Consider the following 17,162-nt stretch of genomic DNA (forward strand, 5'->3'; position numbering starts at 1 on the left):
GTCGTCGCGCACGACCGCATCGAACCGGTCGGGCTCGAGGTGGAGATGCAGCGCTCCTACCTCGACTACGCGATGAGCGTCATCGTCGGGCGGGCGCTGCCGGACGTCCGGGACGGGCTCAAGCCGGTCCACCGCAAGATCCTCTACGCCATGTTCGACTCCGGCTACCGGCCGGACCGGGGCTACGTGAAGTGCTCCCGCGTGGTCGGCGACGTGATGGGCCAGTTCCACCCGCACGGCGACTCGGCGATCTACGACGCGCTGGTCCGGATGGCGCAGCCCTGGTCGCTGCGCTACCCGCTGGTCGACGGCAACGGCAACTTCGGCTCGCCGGGCAATGATCCGGCTGCGGCGATGAGATATTGTCTGACCGGAGATGTCCGTATTCGTGTCGCCGGCGGTACTGTGCGAATCGGCGCCATCGTGCCCGACGCGGCGTCGAGCAGCGAGACGGACATCGACCTCAAGGTCCGCGACCGCAACGGCGACCTGGTCCGCGCCTCGAAGTTCTTCCACTCCGGCGAGCACCCGACGCTGAAGCTGCGCACCCGCGAGGGGTACGAGCTGACCGGCACCCACAACCACCCGGTGCTCTGCCTGACGAGCGTGGGTGGCGTGCCTACGCTGCTGTGGAAGCTGCTCGCCGAGATCTCCCCGGGCGACCGGGTGGTGCTCCAGCGCACGGTGCCCGACGAGATCGGCTACCCGATGCTGGAGCACGTCGAGGCCGCCGTCCTCGCCGGTGCCTTCGTCAGCGAAGGGTGGGTCTCGGAGGGGCGGGCGGGCTTCAACAACGTGGACCGCGAGTTCTTCGTCCGGGTCCTCGCGGCCTACGACCTAGCGGTGGGCGGCCGACGGTACGTCAGCCAGCGCACCATCGCCTCCGGCAGCCTGCTGCACGAACTCGACGTCCAGGACCTTTCCGCCCTTCGGCAGAGCCTCCTCGGCGATCTGGTCGGGGCGCGTAGCGCCGACAAGTTCGTGCCCGAGTTCGTCTGGCAGGGGCCGGCGGCAATCAAGCGGGCCTTCCTCCAGGCGCTCTTCGAGGGCGACGGCTCCTCGTCGCTGCTGCCGCGCAACACCATCCAGGTCTCGTACTCGACCCGCAGCGAGCGGCTGGCCCGCGAGGTCCAGCAGCTGCTGTTGGAGTTCGGCGTGGTCAGCCGGCAGTGCCGGTACGACGACGGCGAGATCAAGGTCGTGGTGACCAACCGCCGCGACGCGCGGATCTTCGCCGCCCAGGTCGGTTTCCTCGGTCGCAAGCAGGCCAAGCTGGAGTCCGAGCTGGCGTCGGTCCCAGCGACCAGCACCGCGCTCTCCGGCGACCACGCCCCGTTCGTCGGTGACTTCATCCGCGAGCACGGTGCGAGCCGCTGGACCGAGCGGGACTGGCTGCGTCGGCACAACGTCGACCGGATCGAGCGCTGGGAGCGGGACCGCGACGAGATCGCGGCCCGGATCACCGACACCGAGGTGCTCGACGTGGTCGAGCCGCTTGTCGACGGCCGGTTCTACTACGCCGAGGTCGCCAGCGTCGACGACGCCGGCGTCCAGCCGGTCTACAGCATCCGGGTCGACACCGACGACCACTCGTTCGTCTCCGACGGGTTCGTCAGCCACAACACCGAATGCAAGCTCGACCCGCTGGCCATGGAGATGCTGCGGGACATCGACGAGGACACCGTCGACCTCCAGGACAACTACGACGGCCGGGCCAAGGAGCCCACCATCCTGCCGTCGCGGATCCCGAACCTGCTCGTCAACGGCTCCGAGGGCATCGCGGTCGGCATGGCCACCAAGATCCCGCCGCACAACCTGCGCGAGATCGGCGCGGCCGTGCAGTGGTGCCTGGAGCACCCGGAGGAAGACGAGGCCACCACCCTCGACGCGCTGCTGGAGATCGTCAAGGGGCCGGACTTCCCCACCCACGGCCTGATCGTGGGCACGCAGGCGATCCAGGACGCGTACCGCACCGGGCGCGGGTCGATCCGGATGCGGGCCGTGGTGGAGGTCGAGGAGGACAAGCGGGGCCGCCCCTGCCTGGTCGTCAGCGAGCTGCCCTACCAGGTGAACCCGGACAACCTGGCCGAGCGGATCGCCGAGCTGATCAAGGAGGGCAAGCTCGCCGGCATCGCCGACATCCGCGACGAGTCCTCCGGGCGTACGGGCATGCGGATCGTGCTCGTGCTCAAGCGCGACGCGGTCGCCAAGGTGGTGCTGAACAACCTCTACAAGCACACCCAGCTCCAGGAGACCTTCGGCGCCAACATGCTGGCGCTGGTCGACGGGGTGCCGCGCACGCTCAACCTGGCCCAGTTCATCCGTTACTACGTCGAGCACCAGATCGACGTGATCCGCCGGCGGACGGCGTTCCGGCTGCGCAAGGCGGAGGAGCGGGCGCACATCCTGCGCGGTCTGTCCAAGGCGCTGGACGCCCTCGACGAGGTGATCGCCCTGATCCGGCGCTCGCCCACGGTCGAGGACGCCCGGCAGGGCCTGATCCGGCTGCTGGAGATCGACGAGATCCAGGCGACCGCGATCCTCGACATGCAGCTGCGCCGGCTCGCCGCGCTGGAGCGGCAGCGGATCCTGGACGACCTGGCCAAGCTGGAGCTGGAGATCGCCGACCTCAAGGACATCCTCGCCAAGCCCGAGCGGCAGCGCAGGATCGTCTCGGAGGAGCTGGGCGAGATCGTCGCCAAGTGGGGCGACGAGCGGCGCACCAAGATCGTGCCGTTCGAGGGCGAGGTCTCCATGGAGGACCTCATCGCCCGCGAGGACGTGGTGGTCACGATCACCCGTACGGGTTACGCGAAGCGGACCAAGGTCGACCTCTACAGGTCACAGCGTCGTGGCGGCAAGGGTGTCAGCGGGGCGACGCTCCGACAGGACGACATCGTCAGCCACTTCTTCGTATGCTCGACCCACGACTGGATGCTCTTCTTCACCAACAAGGGGCGCGTCTACCGGGCGAAGGCGTACGAACTGCCGGAGGCCAGTAGGGTGGCCAAGGGCCAGCACGTGGCCAACCTGCTCGCGTTCCAGCCCGACGAGCAGATCGCGCAGATCATCGAGATTCCGAACTACCAGGTGGCTCCCTACCTGGTACTTGCCACGAAGAACGGCCTGGTGAAGAAGACTCGGCTCGAGGAGTTCGACTCCCCCCGGTCCGGCGGCATCATCGCGATCAACCTGCGCGACGAGGACGAGCTGGTCGGGGCGGCGCTCGTCGCGCCGGAGGAGGATCTGCTGCTGGTCTCGAAGAACGCGCAGGCGATCCGGTTCAACGCGAGCGACGAGGCGTTGCGCCCGATGGGGCGGGCCACCTCGGGCGTGATCGGCATGCGCTTCAGCGAGGAGGACGTCCTGCTGGCCATGGAGGTGGTCCGCGAGGGGCTGGACGTCCTGGTGGCCACGAACGGGGGATACGCGAAACGCACCCCGATCGAGGAATACCCCGTGCAGGGCCGGGGAGGTAAGGGCGTGCTGACTGCGAAGATCACCGAGCGGCGCGGTGGTCTGGTCGGCGCGGTGGTGATCGACCCGGACGACGAGCTGTTCGCGATCACCAGCAACGGTGGTGTCATCCGGACTCCGGTGAAGCCTGTACGCCGTACGCGTGACCGGAACACAATGGGGGTCAAGCTGATGGACCTTCCGGATGGCGTGACTATCGTGGCAATTGCTCGCAATGCCGACGAGCCTGACGAACAGGACTAGTTGAATGACGGAGACACAGGCGAAGTCGGGGAACACGGGGACCTCGGCCACCCCGGTCGACGAGGAGGCCGCGAAGAGCGGCACACCAGCGACCGGCCGCGCGGCCGTGGGTCGGGCGACCGTCCCCGCCGACGCGCCTGCCCCGAAATTCACCCGGGCCCCCGGGATGACACCGCCTCCGGACAAGCCCTCCGAGGACGGCGACGCGGCGGACCGGACCGAGGCGGTGGGGGTCGACAAGCCGGCCCCCGCCGCCAAGCCGGCCACCGCCACACCGACGACGACGCAGCCGCTGAAGGTCGGTGCCGCCCAGTCGACAGGCACCACCGGGACACAGCCGCGGATCACAGGCACCACCGGCACGCAGCCCCGCGTCACGGGCACCGCGAAGCCGCAGCCGGACGGCGCCCGCCCGACCGGCGCCGGCCGGCCCGCCAACGGGGGCGGCCTGCCGCCGGGTGTCAGCGGCGCCGCAGCCGTCGGGGCGGCCCGTGTGGGTGACGCGGTACGCGCCGCGCGTACGTCGGTCAGCTCGGCCGCGTCGCGCGGGCCGCGCCGGGCCCGGCTGAACCTCAAGCGGATCGACCCCTGGTCCGTCATGAAGTTCGCGTTCGCGGTCTCGGTGGTGCTCTTCATCGTCGTGGTGGTGGCCACCTCGGTGCTCTACCTGGCCCTCGACGCGATGGGCGTGTTCACCAGCGTCAACGACAGCCTGACCGACCTGGTCAGCGCGGGCGGCGGCCAGAGCACCAGCGGCTTCCAGATCACCGCCAAGGGCGTGATCCTCAGCTCGGCGCTGATCGGCCTGGTCAACGTCGTGCTGTTCACGGCGCTCGCCACGCTCGGGGCGTTCGTCTACAACGTCTGCGCGGACCTGGTCGGCGGCATCGAGCTGACCCTCGCCGAGCGCGACTGAACCACCTCGGAAGCCGGGGCACCGCCGAGCGCGGAGCCCCGGCTTTCGTGCCTTCGGAGCACGTCACCGGGCGTCCCGGGCGGGACGTGCGGGCGGCGTAATCGGCTGGGCCGGGCGGGAAGCCTCCGGTAGGTTCAGAAGCGACGGCAACGCCGGATGTCGCGGCGGCCCCCGATTTGGGGCCGGACGGACGGATGGGTTAACCTTGCTCGTCGCCACGCGGGGCTATAGCTCAGTCGGTTAGAGCGCAGAGCTGATAACTCTGAGGTCGCTGGTTCGATTCCAGCTAGCCCCACCGCACATTCGTCCGACGGCAGTCGAGCGCGAGGGGTAGGCCCCATGTTCAAGAAGCTTCTGATCCTGGCCGGCGTCGTTGGTGTGGCAGCCGTGGTGGCCAGGAAGGTCAAGGCTTCCAACGACGAGCGCGCCCTGTGGCACGAGGCGACCACCGCGCCCGACCTGCGCTGATCTCGCTGGCACTGCCGGCACCGGCGGCGTCGTCCGCCCCGGGGGCCCTAGCTCAACTGGCAGAGCACTGCCTTTGCAAGGCAGGGGTTAGGGGTTCGAGTCCCCTGGGCTCCACCAGCACTTTCCTTGGTTGATCTCGACCCCGAGTACAGCCATTCGTACAGCCAAGCGGTCACGCTGATTCGCGACGCGGATCGCGGCATGCCCCTACGCTGGCGCCGCGAGGTTCCGGGCACCTGATCGGATCGGGCCTCTACAGTCGGGCGCGGCCCGGATCCTTCGACCAGGATCGACGGCGAAGGGAGGCCTCGTGATCGCGGCACTCAACCGGCTCGTCGACCTGGTCGAGGAGCATCTCACCGAGGAGTTCGACGTCAGCGGACCGGCCAGGGCGCTCGGCACGACCGAGTACCACCTGCGCCGGATGTTCTCGTCGTTGGCCGGTATGCCCTTGTCGGAGTACGTACGCCGCCGCCGCATGACCGTCGCCGCCGCCGACGTCGTGCGGGGTGAGGACGATCTGCTGAGCATCGCAGTCCGGCACGGGTACGGCTCGACGGAGGCGTTCGGACGTGCGTTCCGGGCGGTCCACGGCGCCAACCCCGGTGACGTTCGCCGCGACGGAGGTCCCCTTCGCACGCAACCGCAGGTCAGGTTCCGCCTGACCGTCGAAGGGAGCATCCCCATGGACACCCGCATCGTGGACCGCCCCGCGTTCCGGCTCGTCGGACACGCGGCCCGGGTCCCACTCATCCATCAGGGCGTCAACCCGCACATCCAGCAGCACATCACCGCGCTCCCGCCGCAGGAGCATCCCCGGCTGAAGGCCCTCAGCGACACCGACCCGGCTGGGCTGCTCCAGGTCTGCGACGACCTCGATCCCGACGGCCCCGACGGCAGCGAGCTGACCTACCTGCACGGGGTCGCGGTGTCCCGGGACACGCCGGTCCCCGAGGATCTCGACGCGATCGAGGTGCCGGCCGGCAGGTGGGCGGTCTTCCGCACCGCCGGGCCCCATCCGCAGGCACTGCAGGACACCTGGGCCGCAACCGCGACCGAGTGGTTTCCCTCCAACCCGTGGCGTCTGCGGCCGGGTCCCTCGATGGTGGCGATCCTGGAGCGTGCGGACGACTTCAGCACCGCGACCTGCGAGCTGTGGCTCCCCGTCGAGCCGACGTGACGGACCTGCGGGGCTGCGGGGCACGGTCCGGTCGGGGTCATCCCGGGCCCCGCAGCACCACCTGATGCTTGCGGCAGCATCAGCGGTCAGTGCAGGAAGGTGAAGAGCGTTCCCGTGGCGTCCAGAGGCCGCGGTGTGCCCTGGAACCGGTGGACGCCGACGGAGAACCGCACGTCGGCCGGAGCGTGGAACGCCTCCTCCACGAAGGCGGCGTCGCGGAACCACCCCCGTACGGCCGGCGTGAGGTCCGGGGTGCGCCGCGCCCGGGTCCAGATCACGGTGGCGCCCGCCGCGCAGAACTGGGGCAGGGCGGCGACCGTCCGCCGCACGTCGGCGTCCGGGATGTTGCCGAAGACTCCGACCATGAGCACCAGGTCGGCCGGAACCGTACCGGCGTAGGAGGAGGGCTGGCCCGCGTCCGCCTGCCTGATCACGAGGTGGGAGAGTCCGGCGCGCTCGGCGGCGGCCCGTGCGGCGGCCACGTTGCCGGCGTCGTACTCGAGCAGGGTCGCGTGCACGCGCGGGGAGTCGGGCCGTGCGGCGAGGACGCCGATGAGGTCGTGGCCCTGCCCCGCGCAGGCGCTGACCACCGTGAGCCGTTCCTCGGAGCGCTCGTCGAGCCACGAGGCGATGTGCTGCTGCACCAGCCGCAGCCGACGTGACAGCGGGGAGTCCGCGTCGGCGTACGGCTCGTGCCACGCCTGCCAGTCGGTACCGCCGGTCACGGGCGGGCGTGCTCCCGCAGCAGCGCGAGGAGCCCGTGGCCGTCCTCGATCCGCGCGTCCGGTTCGACCCCCGGGAGCGCCGGTTCCCGGTCGGTGCGGGGCGAGCGCATGAGGATCGCGGCGCCCGTGCCGGCGCGACGGGCGCAGACGACGTCGCGGTGCACGGTGTCGCCGACGAACCAGCAGTCGCCGATCGGCACCGCGACGGCGCGGGCCGCCAGCAGCGCCAGTTCCGGGTTCGGCTTCCGGGGCCCGGCCTCGTCGCTGTAGAACTCGGCCCCGAACAGCCCGGAGAGCCCCGCGGCGGCCAGGAAGTCCCGGTGGGCGGCCCCGCAGAGCGTGTTGCTGACGACCGCCATCGGCAGGCCGGCGTCGGCGGCGTGCCGCAGGGCCTCGCCGATGCCGGGACGCACCGCCCACTCCCGGCGCCAGGTCCAGGCGTACGCCAGCGGGGTCGCCTCCCGCTCGACGGCGGCGCGGGCCTCCTGCGGCCAGGACCGGGTCACGAAGTCGGCCCACACCTGGGCGTGCGGCAGCTCGACCGGGTCGCCCGTCCTGCCCACGTCGTCGCGCCACAGCGCGTATGCCCGCGCGCCCTCGCCCAGGTCACGGGCGATCTGCTCGTCCGGCACGGCGCCGCCGACGAGTTCGGCGAGGCGCCGCACCAGACCCGGCGGGGCCGGCGGTTGGGGCGGCGCGTCGGCCAGGACGCCGCCGAAGTCCAGCAGGAGGGCCCGAGGGGTACGAAGCATGCCCGTCATCCTCGCGCACCAGGACAGGCGTCACCACAGTCGATACACGGTCGCCTTGCCGCCCGTCACCAGGCTGGCCGGCGGTACGTCCTCGGCCACGACCGCGCCAGCGGCGACCACGGCGTCCCGGCCGATGCTGACGCCGGGGAGGATGGTGGCACCGGCGCCGATCCACACGTTCTCCGCCACGTCGATGGGCCCTCCGCTCAGCCAGCCCCGTCGCTCCTCCGGATCGACCGGGTGGCCGACGGTGATGAAGGTGGCCTTCGGCCCGACCATCACTCCCTGACCGAGCCGGATGCCGGCGTAGTCCAGGAACGTGCAGTTCTGGTTGACGAACACGCGTTCCGCGAGGTCCAGGCGGAGGCCGTGGTCGGTGTAGAAGGGTGGATAGATCGTGACTCGCTTCGGCAGCGGCCTGCCGAGGATCTGTGCGAACAGCTTCGCCTTGCCCGCCTCGTCCTCGAAGGGCAGGACGTTCAGGCGGGAGGTGAGCTCGGTGACCCGCAGGACCCGCTCGGCCATGGCCTGGAACTCGGGGCTGTGGATGCGCATCAGACGGTCGCTGGACACGCCACGATCCTTCCTGTCGGCTCACGCGCGGGCGCGGCCGGCGCAGGGCACCGCGGTTCCGTACGGCCGCCCACGAGCCGCCCGCCCCGGCAGGTTAGCGTCGGAGGCGTGACCACCGGATCCCCACGCGTGCTCCCGGCCGACAGCGGCATCGCCGAGGCGGCCTCCGTCCTGCGTACCGGCGGGTTGGTGGCCTTTCCCACCGAGACCGTCTACGGGCTCGGCGCGAACGCGTTGGACGCCCGGGCCGCCGCCCGGATCTTCGAGGCGAAGGCGAGGCCCAGCTTCGATCCGCTGATCACGCACCTCGCGGACGCGGCCGAGCTGGAGAAGCTGGTCGGGGCGGTGCCGGCGGCGGTGGCGGCGTTGGCCGGGCGCTTCTGGCCCGGGCCGCTCACGCTGATCGTGGACCGGCCGGCGGCGATCCCGCCGATCGTCACCTCCGGGCTGGCGACGATGGCGGTCCGCGTGCCGGACAACGCGTACGCGCGGGAGCTCATCGCCGAGGCAGGGGTGCCGGTGGCGGCGCCGAGCGCGAACCGGTTCGGCCAGCTCAGCCCGACGCGGGCGGAGCACGTGGTGCGGGGGCTGGGTGCCGCCGTGGACGTGGTGCTCGACGGTGGGCCGACGCGGTGCGGCATCGAGTCGACAATCGTGGACGCCCGGGGCGGGCGGCCGGTGGTGCTGCGCCTCGGCGCGCTGCCGGTCGAGGCGCTGGAGGAGGCGGCCGGCCCGGTGACCGTACGCCCGGGCAGCTCCGGGCAGCCCGTCGCGCCCGGCACGCTGGCGGCGCACTACGCCCCGCGTACGCCGCTGCGGTTGGCCTCTGGCGGCGAGCCGGCGGCGGCCGACGGGGTCCGGCGCGGTTTCCTGGCCTTCCGGGACCGGCCGGCGGGCGACTGGGCGGCCGTGGAGGTGCTCTCCGCCGCCGGCGACCTGACCGAGGCCGCCGCGCGGCTGTTCGACGCGCTGCACGAGCTGGACGCCGCCGGGGTCGGCGAGATCCTGGTCGAGCCGGTGCCCGAGGTGGGCGTCGGCCGTGCGGTCAACGACCGGCTGCGCCGCGCCGCCGCCACCTGGCACCCGACGGCCTGAGGCGGGCGCGGGCGACCGGGTCGGGCGGCGCGGACGGCTGTCGGGGCCGGCGGTTCCTTCCGGGTGCATGGGCCGGGAGGACGGGGGTAGGAGGAACGGCAACGATCCCCCTGGAAGTGAGGTGTCAGTCAATGCCGACCGCACGCGAGATCATGACGAACGACGTGACCTGCATCCGTGAGCAGGACGACCTCAAGACGGCCGCCAAGCAGATGGCCCAGCTGGGCGTCGGCTCGCTGCCGATCTGCGGGGACGACAACCGGCTCAAGGGAATGCTGACCGACCGCGACATCGTGGTGAAGGTCCTCGCCGAGGGCCGCGACCCGGGCCGCGTCACCGCCGGTGAACTCGCCCAGGGCGAGGCGGTGACGATCGGCGCCGACGACGACGCGGCGGAGATCCTGCGGACCATGAGCCAGCACAAGGTACGCCGGCTGCCGGTGATCGACGGGCACGAGCTCGTCGGCATCGTGGCAGTCGCCGACGTGGCCCGCTCCCTGCCCGAGCGCCCGGTGGGCGACCTCATCGAGGCCATCTCCGAGCGCGCCTGACCACGCGTCACGACCGATCGCCGCCCTCCGGCCCGGCCGGGAGGCGGCGATCGGCGTACGCGGTGCACCGGCGGGATCGGGCGGGAGGTCGGCGCTCAGTCCAACGGGGTCAGCGGGACGGTCTCGCCGCGGGCGATGGTGCGGACGGTTCCGGCGAGGCCGCGCCGCCGGGCCTCCGCCACGAAGTGGCCCAGCGGCGAGCGGAACACCGGGTAGTCGTCGTAGTGGATCGGCACGGTGAGCTTCGGCCGGACCAGCTCGACCAGGTCGGCGCCCTGCCGCGCGTCCATGGTGAGCAGGATGCCGGCGATCCGGGTGCCGCCGAGGTGGATCAGCATCGCGTCGATGTCCGGGTACCGCTCGGGGATGTCGGCCAGCATCGGCCGGTTGAGCGTATCGCCGGTGACGTAGAGGCGGAACCGGCGGCTGCCGTCGCGTTCCAGGTCGATCATCGTGCCCATCACGTCGGGCATCAGGAGGTCCAGCGCACCCGGCCCGTGCCTTCCCGGCAACGAGGTCAGCCGCAGTGTCTCGCCGTCGCGGCGCAGCTCCCTGGAGTTCCAGGTGGGCAGCCCCTCGGCGGCCCGGAAGCCCCAGCGGCGCAGCTTCCGCTCGGCGGCGGGAGTGGTGACGATGGGCAGCTCCCGGTCGAGTTCCCGGCGGGCCACGCGGTCGAAGTGGTCGCCGTGCAGGTGGGAGAGGACGACCGCGTCCAGCGACGGCAGTTGGGCGATCCGCAGCGCGGGGTCGGTGCGCCGCCGCGACCAGAGCCCCTTGCCCAGGTACGCGCGTTGGCCCCGGTGCAGGAAGTTCGGGTCGGTGAGCAGGGTGAACCCGCCGATCCGCAGCACCGTGGTGGCGGTGCCGATGAACGTGACCTCGGGCTGCGTCGTCGACATGTGCACCTCCACCGGTAGCCCTACCCGTGATCGGCGGGCTCATTCCGGCCGGCGTCACGGCGTGCTGGGCGACTGCGGACGCCGGGCCCGGTCACGCCGGCTCGTCGTCCGCGCCGGAACCGGAGCCGGGCAGGCGCTCCACCAGGCGGGTGAGCGCGCCGTTGGCGAAGGTGGCGCCGAGCGCGGAGCCCGTCGCGATGGTCCAGCCGACCGGGCCGAGCGGTGTGCAGCCGAAGAAGTGGCTGACCCCCGGCGTCTGGACGACCACCACCAGCGCCCCGAGCGACGCGGCGGTGGAGGCCAGTACGGCCGGGCTGGTGCCGCCGGCCAGCACCGTCTGCCCGAGCTGGGTGCCGACCAGCGAGACCAGTGCGACGGTGCCCGCCCGTCTGCGTCGCCCGGTGTAGCGGGCCAGCGTCCAGCCGGCGGTGGCGCCCAGCGTGGTGGCGGCGGCGCGCAGCCCGATCTCCCGGGTCATCGTCTCGCCCAGCGAGGTGTCGGGGCCCTCCCGGAGCAGGCCGTCGGCGTGGTCCGCGTCGGGTGGCCGGATCGCGATCGCCAACGCCGGAGCCAGGTCGGTGAGCAGGTTGACCAGGAGCAGTTGCCGGCCGGTGAGCGCCGAGCGGCCGGTCGCGGCGGCGGTCAGCACGCTGAACGCGATCTCGCCGAGGTTCCCGCCCACCAGGATGCTGAGCGCGTGGCGTACCGAGGACCACATCGCCCGGCCCTCGACCAGGGTGGCGATGATGGTCTCCAGCCGGTCGTCGGTGACCACCAGGTCGGCCGCCGCCCGGGCCGCCGGGGTGCCCCGCTGGCCGAGGGCGATGCCCACGTCGGCCAGCCGGATCGCCGCGGCGTCGTTGGCGCCGTCGCCGGTCATCGCCACCGTACGTCCGCACCGCTGCAACGCCTGGATGATCCGGACCTTGTGCGCCGGGGTGCACCGGGCCACCACGTCCGTGGCGGCGAGCCGCGCGCCGAGGGCCTCGTCGTCGAGCTGGTCGAGTTCCGTCGCGGTGACGACCCGCTGGTCCTCGTGGTCGCTGATGGTGGCCGCGATCGCCTCGGCGGTCGCCGGATGGTCACCGGTGATCATGATGGTGTGCACGCCGGCCTGGCGGATCCGGCGTACGGCGGGGGCGGCGCTCTCGCGTACCCCGTCGGCGAGGGCCAGGAAGCCGACGAAGGTCAGGTCGTGCACCTGTTCGTCGGTGACCTCGGGCGAGGAGACCCGGCACTCGGCCACGGCGAGGATGCGGTGTCCGGCTCCCGCCCGGTCGGCGAGCACGGCGTGCAGCCCGCCGCGGCCCTCGTCGTCGAGGGGCTCGTCGCGTCCCCCCGGCGTACGCCAGGCCGAGCACCGGGGCAGCACCGACTCCGGCGCCCCCTTCACGCTGAGCAGCAGCCGGTCCCCGGCCCGGCCGACGGTGGCGTGGTAACCGCGGGACGGCTCGAACGGCAGCCCACCCACCGGCTCCCATCCCTGGGCGCCGGTCTGCTCGGTCACCCCGGCAGCCTGCGCGCCGGACCGGACCGCCCGGTCGGTCTGCTGGGCCAGGTCGTGGGGGTCGTCGGCGCCCGGGGTGGCGCGCAGCGCGGCCGAGAGGGTGCGCAGCAGGCCGTCGTCGAGGCGGTCGACCGGTGCGTACCGGCCGTCGTCGCCGACCCCGGCGAGCATCAGCTGCCCCTCCGTCAGCGTGCCGGTCTTGTCGAAGCAGAGCACGTCCACCCGCCCGAGCGTCTCGATGGTGCGCGGGTTGCGGACCAGCGCACCGTGCTCCGCCAGCCGCCGCGCGGCGGCGAGCTGTGCGGCGCTGACCAGGAAGGGCAGCCCCTCCGGCACGGACGCGACGGCCAGGTTCGCGGCGGTCGCGGCGGTCTGGGCCAGGGGTACGCCCCGCAGCAGGCCCGCGCCGGCCACCGCCACCGCCGAGCCGGCGGCCAGCGGGATCGCCGCCCGGGTCAACCGGCCCAGCCGTGCCTCCACGCCGCTCGACGGCGGGGCCTGCCGGGCCATCGCCAGGCTCCGCCCCGCCTCGGTGCCCGCACCCGTCGCGACCACCACCGCCGTCCCGTGGCCGGCCGCGACGCTGGTGCCCTCGTAGAGCATCGACCGCCGGTCGGCGACGGCGGCGGCGACCACCGGCTGGTCGGTCTTGCCGACCGGCAGCGACTCGCCGGTGAGCGAGGACTCGTCCATCTCCAGCCCGGCCGACTCCAGCACCCGGCAGTCGGCCGGGACGGCGTCCCCCGATTCGAGGAGGACGACGTCCCCCGGCACCAGGTCCTCGGCCGGCAGGATCCGCTCCGCGCCGTCGCGGCGTACCCGGGCGGTCACCGCCGAGCGGGACAGCAGTTCGGCCAGCGACCGCTCGGTGTTGTGCTGGTGCACCGCCCCGAGCAGCGCCGACCCGCCGACCACGCCGCCGACGAGGGCGGCGTCGACGGGCGAGCCAAAGGTGGCCGAGAGCACCGCCCCTGCGGCCAGCACCGGGGTGAGCGGGTTGGCCAGCTCGTCGACGAAGGCGCGCAGCAGCCCCGTCGGCCCCGAGGGCCGGGCGTCCCGGTCGCCCCGGCGGCGCTCGGCCTCGTCGGTGGCGAGCCCGTCCGGGCCGGTGTCGAGCTGGTCGAGCACGGTCGAGGACGGCATCAGGTGCCACGCGGTGATGGCCGGCGGCGGGGAGTCCGCCGGGGCGGTCAGCCGGTGCGCCCGCAGGACGCCGTGGGCGAAGGCCAGCGCCGCCGCCCCGTTCACGGCCACGAGGGCGCGTCCGGGCAGCCGCTCGCGGGGGGCGGTGAGCGCCCCCAGCGCGCCGAGGCCGGTGCCGGCCATGGCCAGCCCGATGTTCTGCCGGGCCATCCGGCGGGCCACCCCGGCCGCCTCGACCACCAGCGCCGCGACCCGCAGGTCGGCGCCGACCAGCAGGTGCGCGCCCCAGGGCGGCAGGTCCTCGGGGGCGGCGATCCCCAGCCCGCAGTCGGCGGCGCTGAGCACGGCCCGGTCACCGGAGACCACCATCACCGTCGCCCCGTCGCGTTGCAGTTCCCGTACGGACTCGACCAGCCGGTCGCGGCCGGGCAGGTGGGCGTCGGCGAAGTCGTACCGCCGCTCGTCGTCGCCGGCCACGACCAGCCGCAGGCCGGCCTGGCGGGCGGCGGCCGGCAGCGCGTCGACGCCCGGCGCCGGCTCCGGCTCGACCCGCAGTACGGCGACGAGGGTGTCGCCGTCGGCCAGGCCGAGCACGGGGGCGTCCGCGTCGCGCAGGCGCCGGCTGTCGTCGGTGTCACCCGGGTCCTCGGCGTCCAGCGCGTCCAGCGGCCCGAGCCGCCAGCCGTCGGCGTGCCGCAGCTCCCGGGGCGCGGCGGGGTCGAAGAGGGCGAACGCGCGCGCCGCCACCCGCCCGGTGTCCGCACCGGCCAGTGGCGCCAGGTCCGCCAGCACACCCCGGTCGGAGCCGAGCACGGCGGCGTCCAGCAGCAGGGTGTCGATCCGGTCGAGTTCGCGCAGCACGCTGCGGTCCATCGCGATCACCCCACGCCGGGCGAGGATCAGGCCGAGCTGCGCGGCATAACCCTCGCGTCCGCTGCCAGGAGCCTTGGGCAGCGTGGAGAGGCCCAGCGCGGCGGCCCGCTTCCCACCCACGACCGGCGTCGCGGCGGCAGCCGCCACGGCGCCCGCGTCGAGCGTCCGGGACACGTACCTCTCGACGGGGCCGTCCGGCTTCGGCCGGAGGCGCTCGATCTTCGGCACGGAGGCAGCGGCCCGCTCCGGATGGCCGGTCAGCCGAGGCTCGGCCTGTTCCCACGCGCGGAGCTGCGCGCGCGCCTCGCCCCACTGCACCACCCGGTGCGCGCTGTCGAGCACGAGCCCGGTCCAGCTACCCGTGAGGCCCTGCACCACCGCCTCGGCGAGCGGGAACAGCAGCTCGGCCCGGGGGTCGGCGCGCAGCCCCCGGTCCGCCAGCGCGTGCAGCCTCGGGTGCAGGTCGACCGCGCCGAGCAGCCCGGCGACCTCCCCGGGCACCGGCGTGAACGGCAGGATCCGGGTGGCGGCGGAGAGGGTCAGGCCCAGGGCGTCGGAGGCCAGCGCGCCGAGGGTGCGCGGCGTGCGCGGCCCCTCCTCGGGCGGGTGCGGCGGCGGGATCTCCGGGTCCGGCTCGTGCGGACAGGTGCGTTCGGTGCGGGCGACGGTCGCGATGAGGTCCCGCAGGGCGGGCTCCGGCGTACCGACGGCGACGACCACCCGGCCGGACGGGGCGTTGACCCGCGCCCACTCGACGCCGGGCATCCGCTCCAGCGCCGCCTCGACCTGACGTGCGAGTACGTCGCCGCCGTCCTGGCAGACCCCGATCACCTCGATGTGGTGCCGGCCGGGGCGGGACCAGACCCGACGCCGGCTCAGCCCGGCCGCCCGCGCCAGCCGGGCCGCGACGGCACCGACGTTCCGGGACGCCTCGCCGACGACCGGCGGCACCGTCACCGGCGGAAGGAGCCGGCCGGCGGTGCGGACCAGTGAGATCATCGAGGCGTACGACCGGACAGGCGCCGGTCAGGCCCCTCGCTGCCGCTGCTCCCGCCGTACGCCATCTCGCCTCCCACGCCCGAAGCTCCGGCGGCCTGGCTTCCCGGCTGATCGTCCGTTATGCGCTCCGAGCAGTGGAAGTTCCCCGGACGGGTCGGAGAGAGTCGGGTCACCCTTGACCTCAAGCCGGGTTGAGGTCCGAGGCTGGTCGCATGCTGATCGAACTGCTCCGCCGCGAGACGGGTCCGTCGGACCCACGGGCCCGCCTCGGCCACCGACCGTTGTGGCTGCCGGGCGCGGCGGGCCGGAGGTGACCGGAACGGCGACGCACGCCGCCCCGGTCGCCGACGAGGCCGGGCTCTTCGCACCCCGGCTGCGCGCGATGACGGTGGGCAGCGTCGCGCTGATCTCGCTGCTCGCCTTCGAGGCGCTGGCGGTGGGCACCGCCATGCCGACCGTCGCCCGCAACCTCGACGGGCTGGCCCTCTACGGGATCGCCTTCGGGGGTCCGTTCGCCGCCGGCGTGCTCGCCATGGTCGCCTCCGGCATCTGGTGCGACTCGCGGGGCCCCCGGGCGCCGATGTGGTACGGGCTCGGCTGGTTCGTGCTGGGGCTGGTGCTCGCCGGTGGCGCCACCACCATGGGCGTCCTGGTCGCCGGCCGGATCGTGCAGGGCCTCGGCTCCGGCCTGCTCTCGGTGGCGCTCTACGTGATCGTCGGGCAGGCGTACCCGGAGGCGCTGCACCGGCGGATCTTCGCGGCGTTCGCCGCCGCGTGGGTCGTACCGTCGCTGGTCGGGCCGGCGCTGGCCGGCCTGATCGTGGAACACCTCGGGTGGCGCTGGGTCTTCCTGGCGGTGCCGGTGGTGGCGGTGCCGGCGGTACTGCTGATCCACCCCGGCCTGCGGGCGATCGGCGTGCCCCCGGTGACCCGGTTGCCGTCGGGCGCGGCGGCCCGGATCGGCTGGGCCTGCGGGGCGGGGGTGAGCGCCGCACTGTTGCACATCGGGGGGCAGCAGCGCGGCGCTGCCGCCGTCGGGCTGGTGGCCCTGGCGCTGCTGGGGCTGCTGGTCTGCGCGCCCCGGCTGCTGCCGGCCGGGTTCCTGCGCGCCGGCCGGGGCCTGCCCACGGTGATCGGGCTACGCGGTCTCGCCTCGGCCGCGTTCGTGGGCGCGGAGGTGGTGATCCCGCTGATGCTCTCCCGGGAGCGCGGGCTGTCGCCGACCGCCGCCGGCCTGGTCCTGACCACGGGCGCGCTCGCCTGGTCGGCGGGTTCCTGGTTGCAGGGGCGGATGCCGCCGCCGCGCTCCCGGGCCACCCTGCCGAGGGCGGGGCTGACCTGCATCGCCGCCGGTACGGCCGTGGTCACGCTCGCCGTCGCGCCGGCGGTGCCGGTCTGGGTCGGCGTGCTGGGCTGGGCCGGCGCGGGTCTCGGCATGGGGCTGCTCTACCCCTCGTTGTCGGTGCTCACGCTGGAGCTGTCCGCCCCCGGCGAGCAGGGCCGCAACAGCTCCTCGCTGCAACTGGGCGACTCGCTCTTCGCGGCGACCGTGCTGGCGCTCACCGGCGCGGTGCTCGCGGCCGGTGCAGCCCCGGGACCGGCCAGTTACGCCGGCACGCTCGCGGTGGCCTCCGGGCTGGCCCTGCTGGGTGTCGTGCTCGCCGGCCGGGTGGTGCCCGGCGCGTCCGGGATCCGCGCCGGCTGACCGCCCGCCGGGTGCCCGACCCCGGCACGGCCGGCGGCAATGTGCCGATCCGGTCC

At 73.6% G+C, this 17,162-nt stretch carries 12 protein-coding genes and 2 tRNA genes; 9 read left to right on the forward strand and 5 right to left on the reverse strand.

Annotated elements, in window-relative coordinates; translation table 11 throughout:
- Window positions 1-72 precede the first annotated feature (72 nt).
- From gyrA to ACN27A_RS21895, 6 genes are all read left to right on the forward strand, one after another.
- Entirely contained in the window at window positions 73-3,720 is a 3,648-nt protein-coding gene (gyrA, locus tag ACN27A_RS21870; RefSeq protein WP_421458560.1) for an intein-containing DNA gyrase subunit A, read from the forward strand.
- Between the two features lie 4 nt (window positions 3,721-3,724).
- Window positions 3,725-4,636 carry a DUF3566 domain-containing protein gene (locus tag ACN27A_RS21875; protein ID WP_421456433.1) on the forward strand — a complete coding sequence of 304 codons (912 nt, stop codon included), beginning with the start codon at window positions 3,725-3,727 and terminating at the stop codon, window positions 4,634-4,636.
- Between the two features lie 221 nt (window positions 4,637-4,857).
- Window positions 4,858-4,931, forward strand: a tRNA-Ile gene (locus tag ACN27A_RS21880).
- 44 nt (window positions 4,932-4,975) lie between these two features.
- Window positions 4,976-5,104 (forward strand): DLW-39 family protein, encoded by a 129-nt coding sequence (locus tag ACN27A_RS21885; RefSeq protein WP_210834795.1) that lies wholly within the window; start codon window positions 4,976-4,978, stop codon window positions 5,102-5,104.
- Window positions 5,105-5,145: 41 nt separating this feature from the next.
- Window positions 5,146-5,221, forward strand: a tRNA-Ala gene (locus ACN27A_RS21890).
- A 193-nt stretch (window positions 5,222-5,414) separates the two neighbouring features.
- The gene (locus ACN27A_RS21895; RefSeq protein WP_421456437.1) at window positions 5,415-6,284 is read left to right on the forward strand and encodes an AraC family transcriptional regulator; all 870 of its coding nucleotides are present in this window, start codon (window positions 5,415-5,417) and stop codon (window positions 6,282-6,284) included.
- Window positions 6,285-6,370: 86 nt separating this feature from the next.
- Here ACN27A_RS21895 and ACN27A_RS21900 read toward each other — a convergent pair whose 3' ends face one another.
- The 3 genes from ACN27A_RS21900 to ACN27A_RS21910 are packed head-to-tail and all read right to left on the reverse strand — an operon-like array spanning window position 6,371 to window position 8,334.
- Window positions 6,371-7,009 (reverse strand): SAM-dependent methyltransferase, encoded by a 639-nt coding sequence (locus ACN27A_RS21900; protein ID WP_421456439.1) that lies wholly within the window; start codon window positions 7,007-7,009, stop codon window positions 6,371-6,373.
- The gene (locus ACN27A_RS21905) at window positions 7,006-7,761 is read right to left on the reverse strand and encodes an HAD family hydrolase (protein WP_421456442.1); all 756 of its coding nucleotides are present in this window, start codon (window positions 7,759-7,761) and stop codon (window positions 7,006-7,008) included. Before ACN27A_RS21905 ends, ACN27A_RS21900 begins: the two co-directional genes overlap by 4 nt.
- A 30-nt stretch (window positions 7,762-7,791) precedes the next feature.
- On the reverse strand, window positions 7,792-8,334 hold the full coding sequence (locus tag ACN27A_RS21910) for a DapH/DapD/GlmU-related protein (RefSeq protein ID WP_421456444.1): 543 nt from the start codon (window positions 8,332-8,334) through the stop codon (window positions 7,792-7,794).
- Between the two features lie 108 nt (window positions 8,335-8,442).
- On the opposite strand from ACN27A_RS21910, the gene ACN27A_RS21915 reads away from it, so the two are divergent.
- Both ACN27A_RS21915 and ACN27A_RS21920 read left to right on the forward strand, forming a co-directional pair.
- On the forward strand, window positions 8,443-9,429 hold the full coding sequence (locus ACN27A_RS21915; RefSeq protein ID WP_421456447.1) for an L-threonylcarbamoyladenylate synthase: 987 nt from the start codon (window positions 8,443-8,445) through the stop codon (window positions 9,427-9,429).
- 131 nt (window positions 9,430-9,560) lie between these two features.
- Window positions 9,561-9,980 carry a CBS domain-containing protein gene (locus tag ACN27A_RS21920; RefSeq protein WP_121397384.1) on the forward strand — a complete coding sequence of 140 codons (420 nt, stop codon included), beginning with the start codon at window positions 9,561-9,563 and terminating at the stop codon, window positions 9,978-9,980.
- A gap of 95 nt (window positions 9,981-10,075) precedes the next feature.
- Here the strand turns inward: ACN27A_RS21920 and ACN27A_RS21925 are convergent, their stop codons facing one another.
- Both ACN27A_RS21925 and ACN27A_RS21930 read right to left on the reverse strand, forming a co-directional pair.
- A complete protein-coding gene (locus tag ACN27A_RS21925; protein ID WP_421456449.1) occupies window positions 10,076-10,879 on the reverse strand; it encodes an MBL fold metallo-hydrolase in 804 nt (267 codons plus the stop codon).
- Window positions 10,880-10,970: 91 nt separating this feature from the next.
- The gene (locus tag ACN27A_RS21930; protein ID WP_421456452.1) at window positions 10,971-15,401 is read right to left on the reverse strand and encodes an HAD-IC family P-type ATPase; all 4,431 of its coding nucleotides are present in this window, start codon (window positions 15,399-15,401) and stop codon (window positions 10,971-10,973) included.
- A gap of 310 nt (window positions 15,402-15,711) precedes the next feature.
- Between ACN27A_RS21930 and ACN27A_RS21935 the strand changes: the two genes are divergently transcribed.
- On the forward strand, window positions 15,712-17,106 hold the full coding sequence (locus ACN27A_RS21935; protein WP_421456455.1) for an MFS transporter: 1,395 nt from the start codon (window positions 15,712-15,714) through the stop codon (window positions 17,104-17,106).
- The last annotated feature ends 56 nt before the right edge of the window (window positions 17,107-17,162 follow it).

The sequence above is a fragment of the Micromonospora sp. WMMD737 genome (assembly GCF_049179055.1).
In the GTDB taxonomy this organism is placed as follows: domain Bacteria; phylum Actinomycetota; class Actinomycetes; order Mycobacteriales; family Micromonosporaceae; genus Micromonospora; species Micromonospora reichwaldensis.

Bases quoted from the DNA above. Each gene is read 5' to 3' on its own strand.
- gyrA (WP_421458560.1), top strand. From the start codon at position 73: ATGAGCGTCATCGTCGGGCGGGCGCTGCCGGACGTCCGGGACGGGCTC.
- ACN27A_RS21875 (WP_421456433.1), top strand. From the start codon at position 3,725: ATGACGGAGACACAGGCGAAGTCGGGGAACACGGGGACCTCGGCCACC.
- ACN27A_RS21885 (WP_210834795.1), top strand. From the start codon at position 4,976: ATGTTCAAGAAGCTTCTGATCCTGGCCGGCGTCGTTGGTGTGGCAGCC.
- ACN27A_RS21905 (WP_421456442.1), bottom strand. From the start codon at position 7,761: ATGCTTCGTACCCCTCGGGCCCTCCTGCTGGACTTCGGCGGCGTCCTG.
- ACN27A_RS21920 (WP_121397384.1), top strand. From the start codon at position 9,561: ATGCCGACCGCACGCGAGATCATGACGAACGACGTGACCTGCATCCGT.
- ACN27A_RS21925 (WP_421456449.1), bottom strand. From the start codon at position 10,879: ATGTCGACGACGCAGCCCGAGGTCACGTTCATCGGCACCGCCACCACG.
- ACN27A_RS21930 (WP_421456452.1), bottom strand. From the start codon at position 15,401: ATGATCTCACTGGTCCGCACCGCCGGCCGGCTCCTTCCGCCGGTGACG.